Annotated in this window: 16 protein-coding genes; 8 read left to right on the top strand and 8 right to left on the bottom strand. The window is 30.6% G+C overall.

Going from position 1 to position 17,799, the window contains the following annotated elements:
* From DPN68_RS08875 to DPN68_RS08865, 3 genes are read right to left on the bottom strand one after another with little or no spacing between them, the layout of a single operon-like run.
* Nucleotides 1–705, bottom strand: a complete 705-nt coding sequence (locus tag DPN68_RS08875; RefSeq protein WP_113989302.1) for a DUF4129 domain-containing protein — start codon at nucleotides 703–705, stop codon at nucleotides 1–3.
* Nucleotides 695–1,633: a hypothetical protein gene (locus DPN68_RS08870; protein ID WP_113989301.1), complete on the bottom strand. Its 939-nt coding sequence runs from the start codon at nucleotides 1,631–1,633 to the stop codon at nucleotides 695–697. The genes DPN68_RS08875 and DPN68_RS08870 overlap by 11 nt, the downstream gene beginning before the upstream one ends.
* Nucleotides 1,617–2,594: a stage II sporulation protein M gene (locus DPN68_RS08865; protein ID WP_113989300.1), complete on the bottom strand. Its 978-nt coding sequence runs from the start codon at nucleotides 2,592–2,594 to the stop codon at nucleotides 1,617–1,619. The genes DPN68_RS08870 and DPN68_RS08865 overlap by 17 nt, the downstream gene beginning before the upstream one ends.
* A gap of 20 nt (nucleotides 2,595–2,614) precedes the next feature.
* On the opposite strand from DPN68_RS08865, the gene DPN68_RS08860 reads away from it, so the two are divergent.
* Nucleotides 2,615–3,355 carry an RDD family protein gene (locus DPN68_RS08860; RefSeq protein WP_113989299.1) on the top strand — a complete coding sequence of 247 codons (741 nt, stop codon included), beginning with the start codon at nucleotides 2,615–2,617 and terminating at the stop codon, nucleotides 3,353–3,355.
* Nucleotides 3,356–3,358: 3 nt separating this feature from the next.
* Here the strand turns inward: DPN68_RS08860 and DPN68_RS08855 are convergent, their stop codons facing one another.
* Nucleotides 3,359–5,149 (bottom strand): gliding motility-associated C-terminal domain-containing protein, encoded by a 1,791-nt coding sequence (locus DPN68_RS08855; protein WP_239987066.1) that lies wholly within the window; start codon nucleotides 5,147–5,149, stop codon nucleotides 3,359–3,361.
* 110 nt (nucleotides 5,150–5,259) lie between these two features.
* On the opposite strand from DPN68_RS08855, the gene DPN68_RS08850 reads away from it, so the two are divergent.
* The 3 genes from DPN68_RS08850 to DPN68_RS08840 are packed head-to-tail and all read left to right on the top strand — an operon-like array spanning nucleotide 5,260 to nucleotide 8,620.
* Nucleotides 5,260–6,237 carry a GNAT family N-acetyltransferase gene (locus DPN68_RS08850; RefSeq protein WP_113989297.1) on the top strand — a complete coding sequence of 326 codons (978 nt, stop codon included), beginning with the start codon at nucleotides 5,260–5,262 and terminating at the stop codon, nucleotides 6,235–6,237.
* Entirely contained in the window at nucleotides 6,234–7,334 is a 1,101-nt protein-coding gene (locus DPN68_RS08845) for a DegT/DnrJ/EryC1/StrS family aminotransferase (RefSeq protein ID WP_113989296.1), read from the top strand. Before DPN68_RS08850 ends, DPN68_RS08845 begins: the two co-directional genes overlap by 4 nt.
* 56 nt (nucleotides 7,335–7,390) lie before the next feature.
* Entirely contained in the window at nucleotides 7,391–8,620 is a 1,230-nt protein-coding gene (locus DPN68_RS08840) for an O-antigen translocase (protein WP_133256587.1), read from the top strand.
* Here DPN68_RS08840 and DPN68_RS08835 read toward each other — a convergent pair.
* Nucleotides 8,617–9,492: a glycosyltransferase gene (locus DPN68_RS08835; protein WP_113989294.1), complete on the bottom strand. Its 876-nt coding sequence runs from the start codon at nucleotides 9,490–9,492 to the stop codon at nucleotides 8,617–8,619. The two genes, DPN68_RS08840 and DPN68_RS08835, sit on opposite strands and share 4 nt — an antisense overlap.
* 53 nt (nucleotides 9,493–9,545) lie before the next feature.
* On the opposite strand from DPN68_RS08835, the gene DPN68_RS08830 reads away from it, so the two are divergent.
* Nucleotides 9,546–10,616: a glycosyltransferase gene (locus tag DPN68_RS08830; protein WP_113989293.1), complete on the top strand. Its 1,071-nt coding sequence runs from the start codon at nucleotides 9,546–9,548 to the stop codon at nucleotides 10,614–10,616.
* A complete protein-coding gene (locus DPN68_RS08825) occupies nucleotides 10,606–11,001 on the top strand; it encodes a sugar 3,4-ketoisomerase (protein WP_113989292.1) in 396 nt (131 codons plus the stop codon). Before DPN68_RS08830 ends, DPN68_RS08825 begins: the two co-directional genes overlap by 11 nt.
* Here the strand turns inward: DPN68_RS08825 and DPN68_RS08820 are convergent.
* Genes DPN68_RS08820 through DPN68_RS08810 form a run of 3 tightly spaced genes read right to left on the bottom strand, consistent with a single transcriptional unit; the run spans nucleotide 10,981 to nucleotide 13,706 of the window.
* Nucleotides 10,981–12,138 carry a glycosyltransferase family 4 protein gene (locus DPN68_RS08820; protein ID WP_113989291.1) on the bottom strand — a complete coding sequence of 386 codons (1,158 nt, stop codon included), beginning with the start codon at nucleotides 12,136–12,138 and terminating at the stop codon, nucleotides 10,981–10,983. The two genes, DPN68_RS08825 and DPN68_RS08820, sit on opposite strands and share 21 nt — an antisense overlap.
* Nucleotides 12,135–13,022, bottom strand: a complete 888-nt coding sequence (locus DPN68_RS08815) for a glycosyltransferase family 2 protein (protein WP_113989290.1) — start codon at nucleotides 13,020–13,022, stop codon at nucleotides 12,135–12,137. The genes DPN68_RS08820 and DPN68_RS08815 overlap by 4 nt, the downstream gene beginning before the upstream one ends.
* Entirely contained in the window at nucleotides 13,023–13,706 is a 684-nt protein-coding gene (locus DPN68_RS08810; protein WP_113989289.1) for a cell division ATP-binding protein FtsE, read from the bottom strand.
* 191 nt (nucleotides 13,707–13,897) lie between these two features.
* Between DPN68_RS08810 and DPN68_RS08805 the strand changes: the two genes are divergently transcribed.
* Both DPN68_RS08805 and DPN68_RS08800 read left to right on the top strand, forming a co-directional pair.
* Nucleotides 13,898–16,912, top strand: a complete 3,015-nt coding sequence (locus DPN68_RS08805; RefSeq protein WP_113989288.1) for a tetratricopeptide repeat protein — start codon at nucleotides 13,898–13,900, stop codon at nucleotides 16,910–16,912.
* Complete coding sequence (locus tag DPN68_RS08800) at nucleotides 16,912–17,799, top strand: hypothetical protein (protein ID WP_133256586.1); 888 nt, start codon at nucleotides 16,912–16,914, stop codon at nucleotides 17,797–17,799. The genes DPN68_RS08805 and DPN68_RS08800 overlap by 1 nt, the downstream gene beginning before the upstream one ends.

The raw sequence follows: 17,799 nt of genomic DNA, 5'->3' as shown, positions 1-17,799 counted from the left end.
TTACGAATGAGAAATTAGTTTTAAAAATGCGGTTTCGGCTTTAGAAAAATCGGTTTCATTTAATTCAAATTCGCCGTACCAACTGTATTCAAAAATGTACGATAAAAACTGAAAATCTTGTTTGAGTTTGTTGTCTTTGATTTCTCTGATGTAATCGCTATTTGTTTTTTCAATATCCCATTCGATGGTGTTTTTATCGGAAAGTGATTTTAGCAACCACAAATAGTAATAACGAATTACTAATCGGTTATTTTTGTTGTTTTTGGCTTGAGCTATTATGGTTTGGAAGTTCAGTGTATGAATATTTTCTTCTACATTTTCAACAGGGATAATTTTTTTCGCCGATTTACTAAAAATCCAGCCACCTTCTTTATTGATGATTACTTTAACGATTAGATAAACGACTATAACAACAATAATGACAGCAATTATTTTCATCAAAATTTCCAAAGCGCTCATAGTCTCTCCAGAACCTCCAAAATTGAATAAAGATTCGAAAAATCGTTGTACAGCTGCCCAAAAACGATCCCAAGCGTTTAATTCTTTGATTTGAATAACGGCTTCATATTGGAACTCATCACTTTGGTAATTGTCTCGAAAGTTTTCTTGTAATTTTCTAGATTCAAAAGGAATAGAATCCACAGAAGTTTGACTCCAAATAGAAACGCTTACGAATGAAAATAGTAGGTATAATTTATTCTTCATGAGTTCCTATTGAATCGATATCGTTTAGAATGCTAACATTGCCTTCGGTTTCTTTAATACTATAAAAAATAATGCCTTGATTTACTAATAATAAATTTTGCATGACATAATTAAGAATAATCGAAAGAATAAAAATAGTTGTCATCAAAATCGTTATAGTTGAAACGTAACCATTTGGATCAGCTTCAATATTTTGAGGGTTTGTCATCAACGAAAAAATTCCAATAAAATAAGGAATCATTGTTAAAACTCCCATGATTACTTGCATGATTACAAAAATTATTAAGGTACTTCCAATAATAGACCAAAATTTAGCTTTTACCATTTCGAATGCTTTTCCAATAGCTTTGAAATAATCATCTTCAGAGGTAATGTATTGGTAATAAGTTAGTGTGACCCAACTCGTAACAGCAGGAACTAAAATGATAATAATAGGAATACCAATGAGTATAAATACCAAAAAGAAAGTTATTCCAAAAACAATAAGCAAAAGCGGAAATATTACTACCAATGAAAGTAAATAGAAGATGATGGCTTTCCCGAATTTCTGTTTTAGTAAACTAAAAATAGCTTCTGTAGTTCTTTCTTTTTTGTCTTCTATTAATTTGAAATACAAAATAGGGTAGGAGTAATTGATTAAACTGGCTAATGAAATTAGTATAACGAAAAATATTCCAAACAATACAAAGTTTGTCATATTGGAATACATCATATCATTTATATAATTAGAATTTCCAGTTTGTGTTGCTGCGAATGTTCCATCAATGAACGCTTTCATGAAAAAGTACAAGATGACAACTAGTAACAACAAAATACCGCCATTTATAATAAAATAGCTTTTGAAATAGTTTTTTCCTTCTAATTTAAAGAATGAAAATGTATCACCTATAAGCTGACTAAAATCGCGTTTTTTATAAAGTTGAAACATACTTTTTTATTTTTTTATTAACGACAAATGGATAAACCAAATAGTAATAACCAATTAAGAATAATGTAGTTAGAATTATACCAACACTCAAATAATTAGGCATTTCTATAGAATATCTAGTAATGTAACCTTCTAAAAACCCTGCGGCAAATGTAAATGGCATGGTGCTTAAAAAGATTTTAAAACTATTTTTAAAACCTATTTTAAACGAATGAAGGCGTGAGTATGTTTTTGGAAATAGAATACTTGCTCCTAAAATAAAACCGGCTGCAGCTTCAATAACTATTGCAAAAATTTCCATTGAACCATGAATCCAAATACCACGAACACTTTCCCAAAAAACACCTTGTTGGTAAAAAAAGTATTGGAAGGAACCTAACATGATGCAGTTTTGCAACAAAATATAAAGCGTTCCGAGTCCAAGAAAAATCCCCCAAAAATAAGCGGTTGCACCTACTCTCAAGTTGTTTAATGTAATTCCAATGAAACTTCCCCAATTACTTCCACTTTTATAAACCGCAACGGGATTGCCGTCTTCAATGTTTTGCAAAGTCATATTTACGTATTGGTCGCCTAAAATTAAACGAACAAAAGTTTCATCATTTTGAGCAGAAACAACTCCAATAGATGTGAGTATCCCAAAAATAAGAAATGCGTATAAAATGTATCTTCGGTATTCATAAACAATCAAAGGAACTTCTGTTTTGAAAAAATAAACCAATCGATTGGTGTCGGTTCTTTTGGTTTTATAAATTTTTTGGTAGGTTTGCGATGCCAGATAATTTAAATAAACAACTGTCTTACTTTTAGGGTAATACGTTTGTGCATAAGACAAATCATTAACTAAATGTATGTACAAATTAGCTAAATCATCAGGATTTTTTTTAGTTTTACCAAAAATAGCTTGTTCAAATTCAAGCCATTTTTCTTTATTTTGCTTAATAAATGCTACTTCTCTCATGAAGTGCTAAAATATAAAATATGACACAATTATCCATAAATACTACGCAAAATGTAAATATAAATTTTACAGCGGCTTCTGTTGGAGATCGAATTTTAGCGCAACTAATTGATTTACTGGTTAAAATCGCTTACATCATAGTTGTAATCGTAATAATTAATCTTTTTGATTTAGAACGTTATTTCAATGGAATGGATCAATGGTCTGTAATGGGAATTTTTTCATTGATTGGTTTGCCATTTATGTTTTATACTTTGGCTCAAGAAAGTTTATGGGAAGGACAAACCATTGGAAAAAAATTGATGAAAATGAAAGTAATTAAGCTAGATGGTTATCAAGCGAGTTTTGGTGATTATTTGATTCGATGGTTGTTCAGAATCATTGAAATCTCAATTGGAAGCGGTATCATTGGTTTAATTGCAATTATTTCAAGTAAAAAAAGTCAGCGTTTAGGCGATATGGCTGCTGGTACTGCTGTAATTACATTGAAAAATAATATTAATATCAATCACACTATTCTTCAGGAAGTTAATGCGGATTATGTGCCAACGTATCCATTGGTAATTAAACTTTCAGATAATGATGTTCGAATTATAAAAGAAACTTTTGAAACTGCTGTTGTTTCCAGAGATTATGCCACTTTAATTAAGTTGCGTGATAAAATTATTCAAGTTACAGGAATTAAAAATCAATCGGGGAACGATCAGGATTTCATTCGAACTTTATTGAAAGACTACAATTTTTACACCCAAAACATGTGATTTTTATCGGGTCAAATACAAATAACCTGTTAATGGCTCGGTATAATCAGGGTCGTTTAAGTACAAAATGTAGTAGTAAGTTCCTTCCGGAGCTTGTTTTGAACCAACACCTTCCGAAACATAACCATCCCAATCGGGTTTGTTGTTGTTTCCTGTCCAAAGATGTTTGCCCCAACGGTTGAAAATTAACAGCTCAAAATTGGTAAAAACATCGCGCAAGCCATCGATGAAAAATCCGTCATTCATTCCGTCATTATTGGCAGAAACAGCGTTGTAAACCGTTGGTGGACAATTGTAAGTTTCCAATAAAAATTGAGTTATGGCATAACAACCGCCATTGTCTATTCGCACATAAATCTCTTTTGGAGTTGTAATGGCTTCATAATTGGAAGGATTAAAAATAGGGTTTATGTTTTGGTTCGCATCATCCCAATTTTCATGAAAACTTACTTCATGTAACGAATTTGTTTTTACTAATTCTTCATAAGATGAAAAATCAAAAATGCCTCGGGTTAGTCCTAAGTTGCAATTTCTAATATTAGGTAACGTGTTGAAATCTGGAGAAACATTGAAATCGATTTCAATTTCAAAAGTATTGTTGTTTTCGTTTAATTCTATTACTATACCGACACCTGATCCATCATCATCAACATTAGCAATTAAAGAAAAGTTTAAACCAAAACTTTCGGGGATGTTTAAAATAATACTTCCATTTTCATTTCCCCCAATTGGTATAATCCCTTGAGTAAATGTTGTGCCAATGGGTTGTGATTCGATATAAAAGGTTATTGGAGTTGCCGCTGGTAAAAATTCAGTACTATTGAGATTAGAGACGGTAAAATCTATAAGAATTTCTCTAGAATCACATTCAGTTGATGGAGGTGTCAATACTATTGTGGCATCAGGTAATTGACTGTTTAGCTTCGTTATAACCGTGTTTATCATTATGAAATCTTGAAAGGAAGTTAGAGCAATTGAAGCATTTGTATCTCCAATTGAAATATAATCATCAATTTCATAAATATCTAAATCCATATTATATAATTGGTTAGAACCAGTTACAGAATTCGTACTATTAAAAACGTTATTTGGTGGATTAAATGGATTACTAATTATTGTTCCGTTTACAGTAAAAGTTTCTGTTGGTAATTGTGAATCGCCTTCCCAAGCAATAAATCCAGCTTTTGCATTGGTGTTATTAAGAACATATAAATCAGTAAGTTCAATTTGTAATGCATCTGGAACACCTTGTAAGCCATCATAAATATTTAATTGATTCAAAGGCAAATTGGGATTTTCATAAACTATCAATATAGCCCAACCAGAAAAATTGGTTCGATATGTAAAATGTTGAGCCAAATCAGTTGCAATATCTAAATCAGAAAAAGTATAGTCACCATTTCCTGTAACTTGTACTAAATTAGTAACATCTGCAAAGGCACTAAAAAAATTAAAAAGTGTACCACCAATAAATCTTGAATGAGAAAATGTTCTTTCCGCTGAAATTTCATTATCATTTAATTTTATTTCAAAATCTCCAGTTCCTGAACCCGCCCAATATAAATAGGCGCGTTGAACAACATCCTCTGAATCAAGATTTAGATTTGCTGTTGATGAAGTTAGATAAGATAAAGTAGCTTGAACATTATTTTCACCTGTATTTAAAGTATTTCCAACAAAAGTGAAATCATAACGACCATTAATTTGTTCAAGAAGTGTAACATTCTGACTCATCACAGTAAATGAAAAAAAGAATGCAGATATTAAGAAAAGAGGAGTAAATTTTTTTATCATACTAATTAACTGAAAATCACGTCCAATATAATAATAATTTTAATAAAAAGTATGAAATCACATGTAGAAGAATTAAAATTTTAGTAATTTTCCAAAATAATTGACTCAAGATGCCTTTTACGATTGAAAAATATACTAAAAACCATTATCAATTATGGAATGAATTTGTAGCACAAGCTAAAAATGCTACTTTTTTGTTTCATCGTGATTTCATGGAATATCATCAAGACCGATTTGAAGATTTTTCGTTATTGATTTTTGATGAAAGCCAAAAATTACAAGCTATTTTGCCAGCAAATGTTGTTGGCACTACCGTTTTTTCGCATCAAGGTTTGACTTACGGCGGAATTGTAACTAATGAAACTACCAAATTAGCGGATTTCATTGCGATTACTAAAACGATTTTAATATTCTTAAAATCTCAAGAAAAAGAAAAGCTTCAATTCAAAGAAATACCTTCAATTTATTGCCACAAACCAGCCGATGAGTTGCAATATTTGCTGTTTTTGCTGCAAGGAAGTTTGGTTAGAAGAGATGTTTTATCGGTTTTAGATTTGAAAACCCAATACACTTTTTCTCGCGATAGAAAAAATGGGATCAAACGAGGTATTAAAAATAATTTAGTGGTAAAAGAAGAATCTAATTTTGAAGCTTTTTGGAACGAAATTTTAATTCCCAATTTAGCCGAAAAACACCAAGCTAAACCCGTTCATTCATTGGAAGAAATTCAATTTTTACATAGTAAATTTCCAAAAAGCATCCGACAATTTAATGTTTACCAAAACAATAAAATTGTTGCTGGAACTACCATTTTTGAAACCGATTTGGTAGCGCATTCGCAGTATATTTCTGGAAATTCCGATAAAAATGAATTGGGAAGTTTAGATTTTTTACACGATTATTTAATTTCCAACGTTTTTAAAGACAAAAAATACTTCGATTTCGGAATTTCCAATGAAAATCAAGGGAAAAACATTAACGAAGGTTTGTTGTATTGGAAAGAGAGTTTTGGAGCACGAGCGATTACACAAGACTTTTATGAAGTTCAAATTCAAAATCACACCTTTTTAGATACCGTTTTGATATGATTCCATTTCTAAATTTAAAAAAGTTAAATCAACCTTTTGAAGCCGCTTTTCAAGAAAAAATGAAGCAGTTTCTAGATAGTGGTTGGTATATTTTAGGAAATGAAGTCAAGCAATTTGAAACCGATTTTGCAACTTATTGTGGAACGAAACATTGCATTGGAGTAGGGAATGGTTTAGATGCTTTGGTGTTAATTTTCAAAGCTTACATTCAATTAGGAAAACTACAAAAAGGCGATGAAGTAATTGTTCCAGCAAATACGTATATTGCTAGTATTCTTGCAGTCTTACAAGCTGATTTAGTTCCGGTGTTAGTCGAACCAAGATTGGAAACGTACAACATCAATCCAGAGGAAATTGAAGCTAAAATAACATCAAAAGCCAAAGCCATTTTACCTGTTCATTTATACGGACAATTGTGTGAAATGAAAGCCATAAATGCAATTGCTCAAAAGCATAATTTGTTGGTTATTGAAGATGCTGCTCAAGCGCATGGAAGTCAGTTTTCAGAAAATGAAAGAGCAGGAAATTTATCAAATGCTGCTGCTTTTAGCTTTTATCCAGGGAAAAATCTAGGAGCACTTGGTGATGGTGGTGCAATCACAACTAATGATGATGAACTCGCTGAGGTGCTATTTTCTTTACGAAATTATGGTTCAAAAGTAAAATATGAAAACGAAATCATTGGAGTAAATTCAAGATTAGATGAATTGCAAGCGGCTTTTTTGAATATCAAATTAGGTCATTTGGATGCTGAAAATGAATCAAGAAGAACCATTGCCAAACGCTATCTTTCTGGAATTAAAAATGATAAAATTGTATTGCCAAATTGGGATTTTTCTCAAAATCATGTATTCCATTTGTTTGTAATTCGAACAGCAAATCGAACAGCATTACAAAATTATCTCAAAGAAAACGGTATTGAAACGATGATTCATTACCCAATTCCACCACATAAACAAAAAGCAATGGCGAGTTGGAATCAATTATCATTTCCAATTACGGAGAAAATACATGATGAGGTTTTGAGTATTCCATTGTATTCGGGGTTAGATGTAGCCGAAATTCAACAAATAATAACGGTTTTAAATCAGTATTGATTATATTGGATGTTTTTAAAAAAATAACTCAAAATCAATTATTTAAAGTTACTTCAATGAGTAGCTTTAGCATTCTTGTTCGATTAATTACGGGTTTTTTATCGTCAAAAGTCATTGCGTATTTTGTTGGCCCTTCTGGTATGGCTTTAATGGGAAATTTAAGAAGTTTTACCTCGTTATTAGAATCCGTGGGAACACTTGGAATTCAAAATGGAGTATTACAAAATGTGGCTAAAAATCATCAAGATAGAGCACAACTAAATCATTTTATTCGACTCATTTTTTGGACACTTTTATTGTTTTCGCTGCTAATTTCAACTATGCTATTTTTTGGAAATTCGTACTTTGGAAAAATGATTTTCAATACACAATCGGAGTATAACTTTATTTTAAATTTTGTTGCTTTTTTTCTTCCTTTTCAAGTTTTACATCTTTTTTTTATTACAGTTTTAAATGGTTTTAGTTATTACAAAAAAGTAACTTTAATTTCGATTTATGGATACGTCGTAAGTTTACTGATTTCATTTACTTTTATTTGGTATTATGGGATTTTTGGTGCTTTGGTTTCTGTTTCTGTAACTTCACTTTTGTTGTTTTTGTTTTCAAGCTTTTATTTTTTCAAAGAATTTTCGTTTAAAATTATTTTTAGTCGAGTTCAGATTGATTTTGCTACTTTAAAAGGATTAATTCCTTTTGGTATTATGTCGCTTTTTACAGCTGTTTTAACTCCAATTTTATACATTTTTGTTCGAAATTTAATTGCAAAAGAAGTTTCTATTGAAGCTTCTGGTTGGTTTGAAGCTATGCAGCGAATTTCAGGTTTTTATTTTATGTTTATTTCAACTTTGGTCAGTTTTTATTTTCTTCCTGAATTAATCAAAACCAATTCAGAGTCTGAAAAAATAGCCATTACCACAAAGTTCTATAAACGTGTTATTCCTACTTTTGCGTTAGTTTTAATTGGAATATATTTTACAAAAGATTTTGTGATTCAAATATTGTTAACTTCTGATTTTTATCAAGTTAGAGAATTGTTTGCTTGGCAATTGTTAGGTGATTTTTTCAAAGGAATGTCACTAATTTTAGGAATCCGATTTTATGTAGTTAAAGATTTAAAGGGTTATCTGCTTACTGAAAGTATTTCCTTTTTAGTCTTTTTTATTGCTTCTTGGTTTTTGATTCCAATTTTTGGAGCAACAGGAGCTGTCATTAGTTATGCTACCACTTATTTCATTTACTTTTTGGCCTTGGTTTTCTATTTCCGAAAAGCAATTTTTAATTCTTAAATGCTCTTCAAACGAACTTTTATTTCCAATAAAAAAAGCTGAAAAAGTAAATTGAAATTTCGGGCTTTGATGAATTTATACATTTCAAATCGAATCCTTCTAATTAAAGCTTTATGTTCATCTTTTGTTCTATTCAATTGAAGCGCTTTAATTAAAATTTGTAACGTTGAAACATTTAATTTTTTTGATCTAGAATTGTTTTTAATCAAAAAATGGGAACTTAGAGAATGCGAAAGCACTCTTTTCTTCGCTAAAATTTCTGGAATGTATTCAAATTCATAGTCTCTCGAAGTTCGAATCCATAAATCCAAATCTTCGTAAGCCAAATTTTCATCATAATACCCTAATTTTTCTAGGACCGATTTTTTAATCATGGATGAAACCGAACATATTTTGGTCGTTCTTCCCACAACCATTTTATAAATATCTCCGCTTTCTGGATGGTCTACTTCGGTGTAATAATTTCCAAAAAAACTTCCGTTTTCATCAATTTCGATTAAATTTCCATAAACAATTCCAAGATTTTTGTAGTTTGAATTTTGAAATGTTTTTATCTGGTTTTCAATGCAATTGGGTAGTAATATATCATCAGCTGCTAAATCGATAATAAATTCGCCTTTAGCTTTTTTCGCTAGTTGATTAAATGTTTTGGTGTTGCCCAAATTCTTTTCGTTAGCCAAAAAAAAGACATTCAGATGATTTTCCAACCATTTTTGAATTATTCCAACCGAATGATCAGTACTATAATCATCAGCAATCAGCAATTCAATATTTGGATACGTTTGATTGATGACAGAATTTAATGATTCCACTACGTAGGCTTCGTGATTGTAAGACAAACAAATGACACTAACTAGCGGAAAATTTTGCATATTGAGTTTTTAAATCTATTTTTATGCTAAATTAAGAAACTAATCGAATCGAAATGACAAACCCTCCAAAAAAACCACTAAAAGTAGCCGTAATTGGTTATAAATTGGCTGAAGGTGGTTTAGAACGTGTTTTTGGAACCACAACAAAAATGCTTCACGATGCTGGAATTGAAGTGCATACTTTGGTTTTAGAGGACAAGATCGATTATGAGTTTGGAGGGAAATTAGTAGCTTTTGGACAATATTTGAAGTTTGTTAAGTATTTTAAATTACGAAATTACCTAAAAAACCAGAAATTTGACTGCGTAATCGATTTTCGTCATCGTATCAATCCTAGGATGGAGTGGGTGTTTCTGAATTTTATTTATCGCAATTTGAAATTTATCTACACGGTTCATAGCAGTAGATTAGAAACGTATTTAACGGATAATAATTGGGTTGCCAAGCAAATGATTCGAAAATCATATAAAATAGTTGCAGTTTCTCATTTCATCAAGCAAAAAATCGAATCTGAATTTAATGCTAAATTGGTTAAAGTTATTCCGAACTCGGTTTCCATTCATTCGGTTTCAACTACTGAAAAATTACCTTTTGATTACATAATCGCTGTTGGAAGATTAGTTCCTTTAAAACAATTTGATCAACTAATTGAAAGTTATTCGAATTCTGTTTTGCCTGAAAAAAATATTCATTTGGTAGTTTTAGGAACTGGTGAAGAACAAACTTTATTAGAAAATAGAATTGCCAATTTGAATTTAGAAGATAAAGTTCATTTATTAGGTTTCAAAGAAAACGTTTGGGGTTATATTTCCAATGCGAAGTTTTTAGTTTTATCTAGTCAATACGAAGGTTTTCCAATGACAATTTTAGAAGCTTTAAGTTTAGGAATTCCCGTAATTTCCTTCGATTGTGAAAGTGGTCCAAACGAAATGATAATCAATCATCACAACGGAATTTTAGTAGAAAATCAAAATTTTACTGAATTAACTCACAAAATGAATATCTTTGTGGAAGACGAGGTTTTGTATCAAAATTGTAAAACTAATGCGATTTCAAGTGTTGCAAAATTTCAGTCGGAAGTTGTAATTAACCAATGGTTACAGGTGTTGAATTATGGAAATTAAGATTGTAAATATCCCAAAAATAGAAGATCCTAGAGGTAATTTATCTGTTATCGAAAAGGAAGTAGTGCCGTTTGAAATTAAACGCGTTTACTATTTGTACGATGTTCCAGCAGGAGCAGAACGTGGTGGACATGCACATAAAAAGTTACAACAGTTTTTAGTAGCACTTTCAGGGAGTTTTGATGTTGTTTTAAATGACGGAAAACAAGAAAAAACAGTTACTTTAAATAAACCCTACGAAGGTTTGTTAATTACCAATGGCATTTGGAGAGAATTGAAAAACTTTTCTTCTGGCTCAGTTTGTTTGGTTGTGGCCTCCGATGTTTTTGAAGAAGCAGATTATATTAGAGATTTTGAAGATTTTTTAGCGATTTCTACTCAGTAAGTATTCATAAATACTTGACAAATCTTTAAAATGTTTTGAAAATGTTTTGGTTGCTAGATAACTTGGAATGTTGTTTTCTAGTTCTGTTTTTAAATTAGAATTGGAAAGAAGTTCAATTATTTTTTCTTCTAATGCTTTCTGATTTTTGAAGGAATAAGTTAGTCCAATATTATTTTGCTCAATTTCATTCTTTATCCCAACTAAATCACTTGTAATTACCGTTTTTCCAAAAGAGAGACTCTCTAAAATGACATTACCATAGGCTTCTAAATATTCGCTAGGAACTACTGAAAATTTAGAATTAGCATAAATTTCTTGCAATTCTTCACGTGATTTATTTCCTAAAAATGAAACGTTTTTTAACTCATTATTTACAGTGAAATTCTGAAGTTCTTCTAATTGATTTCCTTCTCCAACAATCCACAATTTTTCGTTTGGAAATTGCTTGGAAATCTGCTGAAACGCTTTTAATAAAGTTAAAACTCCTTTTTCTGGAACCAATCGTCCAACAAACAAAATATAATTTCCTTCCGAATTAGAATTTTGATTTTGATCGATTAAAATTGGGTTTGGTAATGTTTTTCCTTTTTTTCGAAAATGTTCTGAAACAAATTGTGTTAAATTTTCAGATGGCGTTAAAAAATAAGAAATGTATTTCTTAATGATTTTTTTGTGATACGATTGCTTTAAATGCAACAAAGAATCAAACAAAATATTTCGTTTCGGTTGATGATGTAAAATGCATTCTATAGCGTTTTCATGTTTTTGAAGGACTTCGTTTTTATCATTCAGCATGTAATTTTTTGGACAGATGTAATAATAATCGCGAAAGGAAAATACAATCGAAATTCCTTTAGATTTTGCAAATTCCATGAAATGAGGAGTTACAGGAGCGCCAATGCTAAAACAGTGAATTACATCAGGTTGAAAACTTTCAATTTCTCGAATAATTTCCTGAGTAATTTTTTTATGATAAAATTTCTCTACCCAATTGGTTTTTATTTTATCCTTTCCAAACCATTTGAAGATGAAATTAGAATTACTTTTTTCAGCATACTGAATCAATTCATACAAATAGTGTTCGACTCCGCCAACGCAATTTTCACTATTAAAATTATTGATAATCAGTATTTTCATCCAATATAAATTTTACTAAAGTAAGTCAATCGAAACACATTAAATACAAATAAAGAGGGATTGTTTTCTTTAAGTTGATTTTCTAAAAGTTTACCAAAAATAGTATAAAAAATAGCTAATAAATAGGTTGTTTTGAAAGAATGTAATCTCGAAACTAAGTTAACCATTTTGCTGTATTCTTTTGTAATTAGTTGTTTTTTATAGAGTTGGTATAAATTATCTAATGAGTTTTTTGTTTTTTCAACATAAACAGCATTGGTATCAATATCATCATGTTGAACAGGATTGTGAATATGTTTGATTTTAGCCTTCATTTTTTGAAGTTCAAATGAAAAAAGCGTGTCGTCATGACCATATTTTTTGAAAGAACTATCAAATTTAATTCGATTAAAAACCGTTTTTTTTATCAAAGTGTTATTAAACAAAGTGGCTCGATACACATTTTCATTTCTTTGGTCAACTGTTTGGTCTTCCATGAATTTGCCATATTTCCAGCGAAGTAATTGTTGTTTAGAAGGTGCTTTTTCAGCGTGAATTCTTCCACCATAAACTACTTCATAATCAGAAATTTGCTCTACATAATTTTTTATGAAATTGGGAAAAGGCAAAATACAATCACCATCTAAAATCAATAAATTTTCATATTTCGATTGACTAACTAAAATGTTTTTGTTTTCACGATAGCCAACATTTTTCTCCAATGAAACATAGCTGCAATTCGATAATAAATTAATTTTCTCGTTTTCTAAATTATGAATGGAATTGGAAGCATCATCTTGAGTTAATATTTCAAAAGTTATTCCTAAATCAAGACATTGTTGGTGAATGTCTTCTACCAATGGTAAAAGATTGTAATTGTATATCGTTATTAAAATCGATAACATTTACACCGTTCTTTGTACTACTTCAAACACTTTTCCTTCTTCAAATTTCAAAGTTTTTGAAGGATATTTTAATAATAAGGCATAATCATGTGTTGCCATAACAATTGTTTTGCCATTATCATTGATTTTACGTAAAACTTCCATCACTTCCACACTAGTTTGAGGGTCTAGATTTCCAGTTGGTTCATCTGCTAAAATCAATTCTGGGTCGTTTAATAAGGCTCTTGCAATTGCAATACGTTGTTGTTCTCCACCAGAAAGTTGGTGCGGCATTTTGGTTTGGTGGTTTTTCATTCCAACTTTATCCAAAACTTCATCAATTTGTACATCCATTTCTTCTTTAATGGTCCAACCTGTTGCTTTTAAGACAAACAAAAGGTTTTCTTTTACGTTTCTGTCTGGAAGTAATTTAAAATCTTGAAAAACAACGCCTAATTTTCTTCTCAAATAAGGAATGTCATTTTCTTTCAACGCTTTTAAGTCAAATTCTACAATGTTTCCTTCACCATCAGTTAAAGGTAAATCAGCATACAACGTCTTTAAAAAACTACTTTTTCCAGAACCTGTTTTACCAATTAAATAAATAAACTCACCACGATTAACTTCCAAATTAACATTTGTTAAAACTGGATTTTTCTCTTGATAAATGGTAACATTTTGTAAGGATAGAATAGGTGTTGACATAGTTGTTATAAGAATTTATGATGTAAAAGTAATAACTTAATGAACGCTTTCAAAATTTTAGTCTAAAATCAAGCGTTTTTTTAATTTTCGTTGAAAACTTTGTTTACAAATTGTTGCAATAAACTAGTATTTCTTTTCGTTAATACAGTAAGTAAAACGTATCTTTGAGACCAAATAAACATTCGTAAACGATGATTAAAGTAGTAAGTTATTCCCTTTGTATGTTGTTAGCAAGTATTTCTTATGTTAGCGCTCAACAAACAGCTATTTATTCCCACGATTTAAAAGAATTTGACAGAGCTATTGCTTTGTACAAAGATAAACAATACCAATCTGCCCAAATTTTATTTGATAAAGTGCAATCGCAAGCAACCAATCAAGAAGTGCAAGCCGATTGTGCTTATTATATTGCCAATTGTGCTATCCGACTAAATCAAGTAGGAGCTGATGCAATGATTGAAAAATTTGTTGCGGATTATCCAACAAGTACGAAACAAAACCAAGCTTATATTGAAGTCGCTCATTATTATTTCGATCAAGGAAGCTATCCACAAGCATTACAATGGTTTGACAAAGCAAATACCGATTCTATGTCGGCTGCGGATAAGGAAAAATACAACTTCCAAAAAGGGTATGCTTATTTCACCGCAAAAAACAATAAAGAAGCAACAAAATTCTTTAATCAAGTGGTTAATTCGCCAACATACGGAAGTCAAGCGAAATATTATCTTGGTTATATGTCTTATGAAACGGATGATTACAACAGTGCTAACCAGTATTTTGATCAAGTACAAGATAAAGACAAGTACAAAGAAAAAATGGGCTACTTTCAAGCCGATATGAACTTTAAATTGGGGAACTTCCAAAAAGCTATCGATTTAGGTTTGGAACAATTGCCAAAATCAAACGCAGAAGAAAAAAGCGAATTGTCTAAAATCATTGGAGAAAGTTATTTCAATTTGAACCAATACGAAAAAGCGTTGCCTTATTTACAAGCTTACAAAGGAAAAAAAGGAAAATGGAATAATACCGATTTTTACCAATTGGGTTACACGTATTACAAGCAAAATGATTTTGAAAATGCCATTGCACAATTCAATAAAATCATCGATGGAAAAGATCATGTGGCTCAAAACGCCTACTATCATTTAGGAGAATGTTATCTAAAAACCGATAAAAAACAACAAGCTTTAAATGCATTCAAAACCGCTTCTGAAATGAGTTTTGAGAAAAAAATTCAAGAAGATGCTTATTTGAATTATGCTAAATTGAGTTACGAAATCGGAAATCCATACCAGTCGGTTCCTTCGGTGTTGAATGGTTATTTGGATAAATATCCGAATTCACCTTTCAAGCAAGAAATTAATAATTTATTGATTGATTCGTATATCAGTTCAAAAAATTATAAAGAAGCATTGGTCTTGTTGGAAAAAAATAAAGCACCAGAAAACCGTTTGGCGTATCAAAAAGTTACATTCTACAGAGGTTTGGAATTGTATACTGATGGCAACTTTCAAGAAGCTTACGCTTTATTCAAGAAATCAATTGCAGAAAATAAAGATGCCAAGTTTTCAGCGAGAGCTACTTTTTGGAAAGCAGAAACCGAATACAATTTGGACCAATACAACGAAGCCATGTTAAGTTTTAAACAATTTTTGAATTTAAACGAAGCTTCAACTACTCCAGAATTTAAAAATGTGCATTACAATTTAGGTTACAGCTATTTCAAATTAAAAGAATATGAAAATGCTATTAAACATTTTTCAGATTATATTGCCGTTGGAAAAGACGATAAAGTGCGATTAACCGATGCTTATTTGCGTTTGGGTGATTGTAATTTTATTTCGGCAAAATACTGGCCAGCAATGGATGCTTACAACAAAACAATTGAGTTGAAAAGTGTAAATTCTGATTATGCGGCTTACCAAAAAGGAATTAGTTACGGTTTCGTGGGAAGAAATGATAGAAAAATTGAAGATTTAGAAAAGTTTGCAGTTACCTATCCAAAATCACAATATGCGGATGATGCTTTGTATGAATTGGGAAATACTTATGTAAATGAAAACAACGAGCAAAAAGCTGTTGCAACCTATGATAAATTAATTGCAACTTACAAAACGAGTTCGTATGTAGCCAAAACCATTTTAAAACAAGGATTAATTTATTACAACAACAATAAAAGTGAACCTGCTTTAGGAAAATTCAAAAAAGTAGCTGCTGAATTTCCAAATTCTCCAGAATCATTGGAAGCTGTAGCAACCGCTCGTTTGATTTATGTAGATACGGGTAGAGTAGAAGAATATGCGGATTGGGTAAAAACCTTATCCTTCGTTGAAGTTTCAGATTCAGAATTAGATAATACGATGTACGAATCAGCGGAAAAGCAATATTTGATGAATAATGCCAAACAAGCTATTTCAGGATTTAGCAGTTATTTGGCTAAGTTTCCAAATGGTTTACATGCATTGAAATCGAATTTTTATTTAGCCCAATTGTATTTTGCAGATGGTTTAGAAAGCAACGCGGTGAAACATTACGAATTTGTGGTTGGAAAATCTAGAAGCGAGTTCACCGAACAATCATTGGCGCGTTTGAGCCAAATTCATTTAAAAGCGAAAGATTATACCAAAGCAGTTCCAATGTTGAAGCGTTTGGAAACAGAAGCAGATTTCCCGCAAAACAAAACGTATGCGCAATCCAATTTAATGAAAGCGTATTACGAACAAGAAGATTTCAATAATGCAGAAATGTATGCTACAATCGTACTAGCCAATACCAAAGTAGACGACAGAATTAAAAGTGATGCGCAAATTATCGTTGCGCGTTCGGCAATAAAAACCAATAACGAAGCCAAAGCCAAATTAGCCTATGCAGAATTATTAAAAATTGCCAAAGGCGAATTAGCAGCAGAAGCTTTGTATTACGATGCGTATTTCAAAAACAAAGAAGGGAAATTTGAAGCTTCAAATACAGCGGTTCAAAAAATAGCGAAAGATTATTCGGGATATAAGTTTTTTGGAGCCAAAGGTTTAGTGCTTATGGCGAAAAACTTCTACGGATTGAAAGACAGCTTCCAAGCAACCTACATTTTGGAAAGTGTAATTAAAAATTTCACCGAATTCCCAGAAGTAGTACAAGAAGCACAAACCGAATTGGATTTCATCAAAACCGAAGAAGCAAAACGAAATTCATCAATTACTAATTAATGAAGAAGATATTATTCTTTATAATACTTTTTACAACTTTTAAAGCTTCTGCTCACAAAGACAGAATGTTTTTAGAAAGTGAAGGTACTGTCATCATGTATATGAAATCACCTTTTGACTATGCTGAGTCTGAAAAAGTGAAAATAATTACAAAATTAGCTAGTGAGCTCGCTAAATCATTGAATGAAAAAGATACTATTTTAATTAGATATAATCATAATCAGTTTCCAAAGTCTTTTGTGCCTACTTATTTATTAGAATACAAGAAAACGACTTTTATTAGTAATGGAAAGAATAGATTAATCTATTTGCAAATTGAAAACGATAATGTTGATATTGAGGAGATTTTGTATTTAATCGATTTTGGTATTAAAAATAAATATAAACTAAAGAAGTATCTAGATAAAGTAAGTGACTATTCATATGAAACTCTAAAAAAAACAAATTCTTATAAAATTACAAGTAATAGTTTTATTACAAGTTTATTTATTTACGAGAAAGGTTCTAATGATTTTGTAAAAAAATTACTAACTATTGGTTTCGATGTATTTGAGGACGAAAATTTTAAAATTTCATGGAAGAATAAAATGTATTCAATTACTCCAAAAAACAAAAAGGATAAATTCGAGGTTTTGATACGTGATGATGAATTTTATTCTTATCAAGTAATAAATGAAGGGCTGATTTTTTTTAAAAACAATTCTACATTTAGTTTTTTTACCAATGAAGGTGTTTTATTGGATGAAAAAATCATACAAAGAACAAACAAAGTTTATTTTGCTTATAAAGATAAAAAATCAGATGATTTTTATGTAATGAGCACTTATTATGGTAAAGAAAAATACTTATTTAAAATTAAAGAAGATATAGTAATAGAAAAAGAATAA

It is taken from the genome of Flavobacterium tibetense (assembly GCF_003293845.1).
Classification (GTDB): Bacteria; Bacteroidota; Bacteroidia; order Flavobacteriales; family Flavobacteriaceae; genus Flavobacterium; species Flavobacterium tibetense.
Note: the sequence above shows the minus strand (reverse complement) of the source record. Positions and strands in the feature narration are given on the sequence as shown.

Excerpts from the sequence above, each read along its gene's own strand:
- DPN68_RS08875 (WP_113989302.1), bottom strand. The coding sequence starts at position 705 with ATGAAGAATAAATTATACCTACTATTTTCATTCGTAAGCGTTTCTATT.
- DPN68_RS08870 (WP_113989301.1), bottom strand. The coding sequence starts at position 1,633 with ATGTTTCAACTTTATAAAAAACGCGATTTTAGTCAGCTTATAGGTGAT.
- DPN68_RS08865 (WP_113989300.1), bottom strand. The coding sequence starts at position 2,594 with ATGAGAGAAGTAGCATTTATTAAGCAAAATAAAGAAAAATGGCTTGAA.
- DPN68_RS08860 (WP_113989299.1), top strand. The coding sequence starts at position 2,615 with ATGACACAATTATCCATAAATACTACGCAAAATGTAAATATAAATTTT.
- DPN68_RS08855 (WP_239987066.1), bottom strand. The coding sequence starts at position 5,149 with ATGATAAAAAAATTTACTCCTCTTTTCTTAATATCTGCATTCTTTTTT.
- DPN68_RS08850 (WP_113989297.1), top strand. The coding sequence starts at position 5,260 with ATGCCTTTTACGATTGAAAAATATACTAAAAACCATTATCAATTATGG.
- DPN68_RS08845 (WP_113989296.1), top strand. The coding sequence starts at position 6,234 with ATGATTCCATTTCTAAATTTAAAAAAGTTAAATCAACCTTTTGAAGCC.
- DPN68_RS08840 (WP_133256587.1), top strand. The coding sequence starts at position 7,391 with ATGAGTAGCTTTAGCATTCTTGTTCGATTAATTACGGGTTTTTTATCG.
- DPN68_RS08835 (WP_113989294.1), bottom strand. The coding sequence starts at position 9,492 with ATGCAAAATTTTCCGCTAGTTAGTGTCATTTGTTTGTCTTACAATCAC.
- DPN68_RS08830 (WP_113989293.1), top strand. The coding sequence starts at position 9,546 with ATGACAAACCCTCCAAAAAAACCACTAAAAGTAGCCGTAATTGGTTAT.
- DPN68_RS08825 (WP_113989292.1), top strand. The coding sequence starts at position 10,606 with ATGGAAATTAAGATTGTAAATATCCCAAAAATAGAAGATCCTAGAGGT.
- DPN68_RS08820 (WP_113989291.1), bottom strand. The coding sequence starts at position 12,138 with ATGAAAATACTGATTATCAATAATTTTAATAGTGAAAATTGCGTTGGC.
- DPN68_RS08815 (WP_113989290.1), bottom strand. The coding sequence starts at position 13,022 with ATGTTATCGATTTTAATAACGATATACAATTACAATCTTTTACCATTG.
- DPN68_RS08810 (WP_113989289.1), bottom strand. The coding sequence starts at position 13,706 with ATGTCAACACCTATTCTATCCTTACAAAATGTTACCATTTATCAAGAG.
- DPN68_RS08805 (WP_113989288.1), top strand. The coding sequence starts at position 13,898 with ATGATTAAAGTAGTAAGTTATTCCCTTTGTATGTTGTTAGCAAGTATT.
- DPN68_RS08800 (WP_133256586.1), top strand. The coding sequence starts at position 16,912 with ATGAAGAAGATATTATTCTTTATAATACTTTTTACAACTTTTAAAGCT.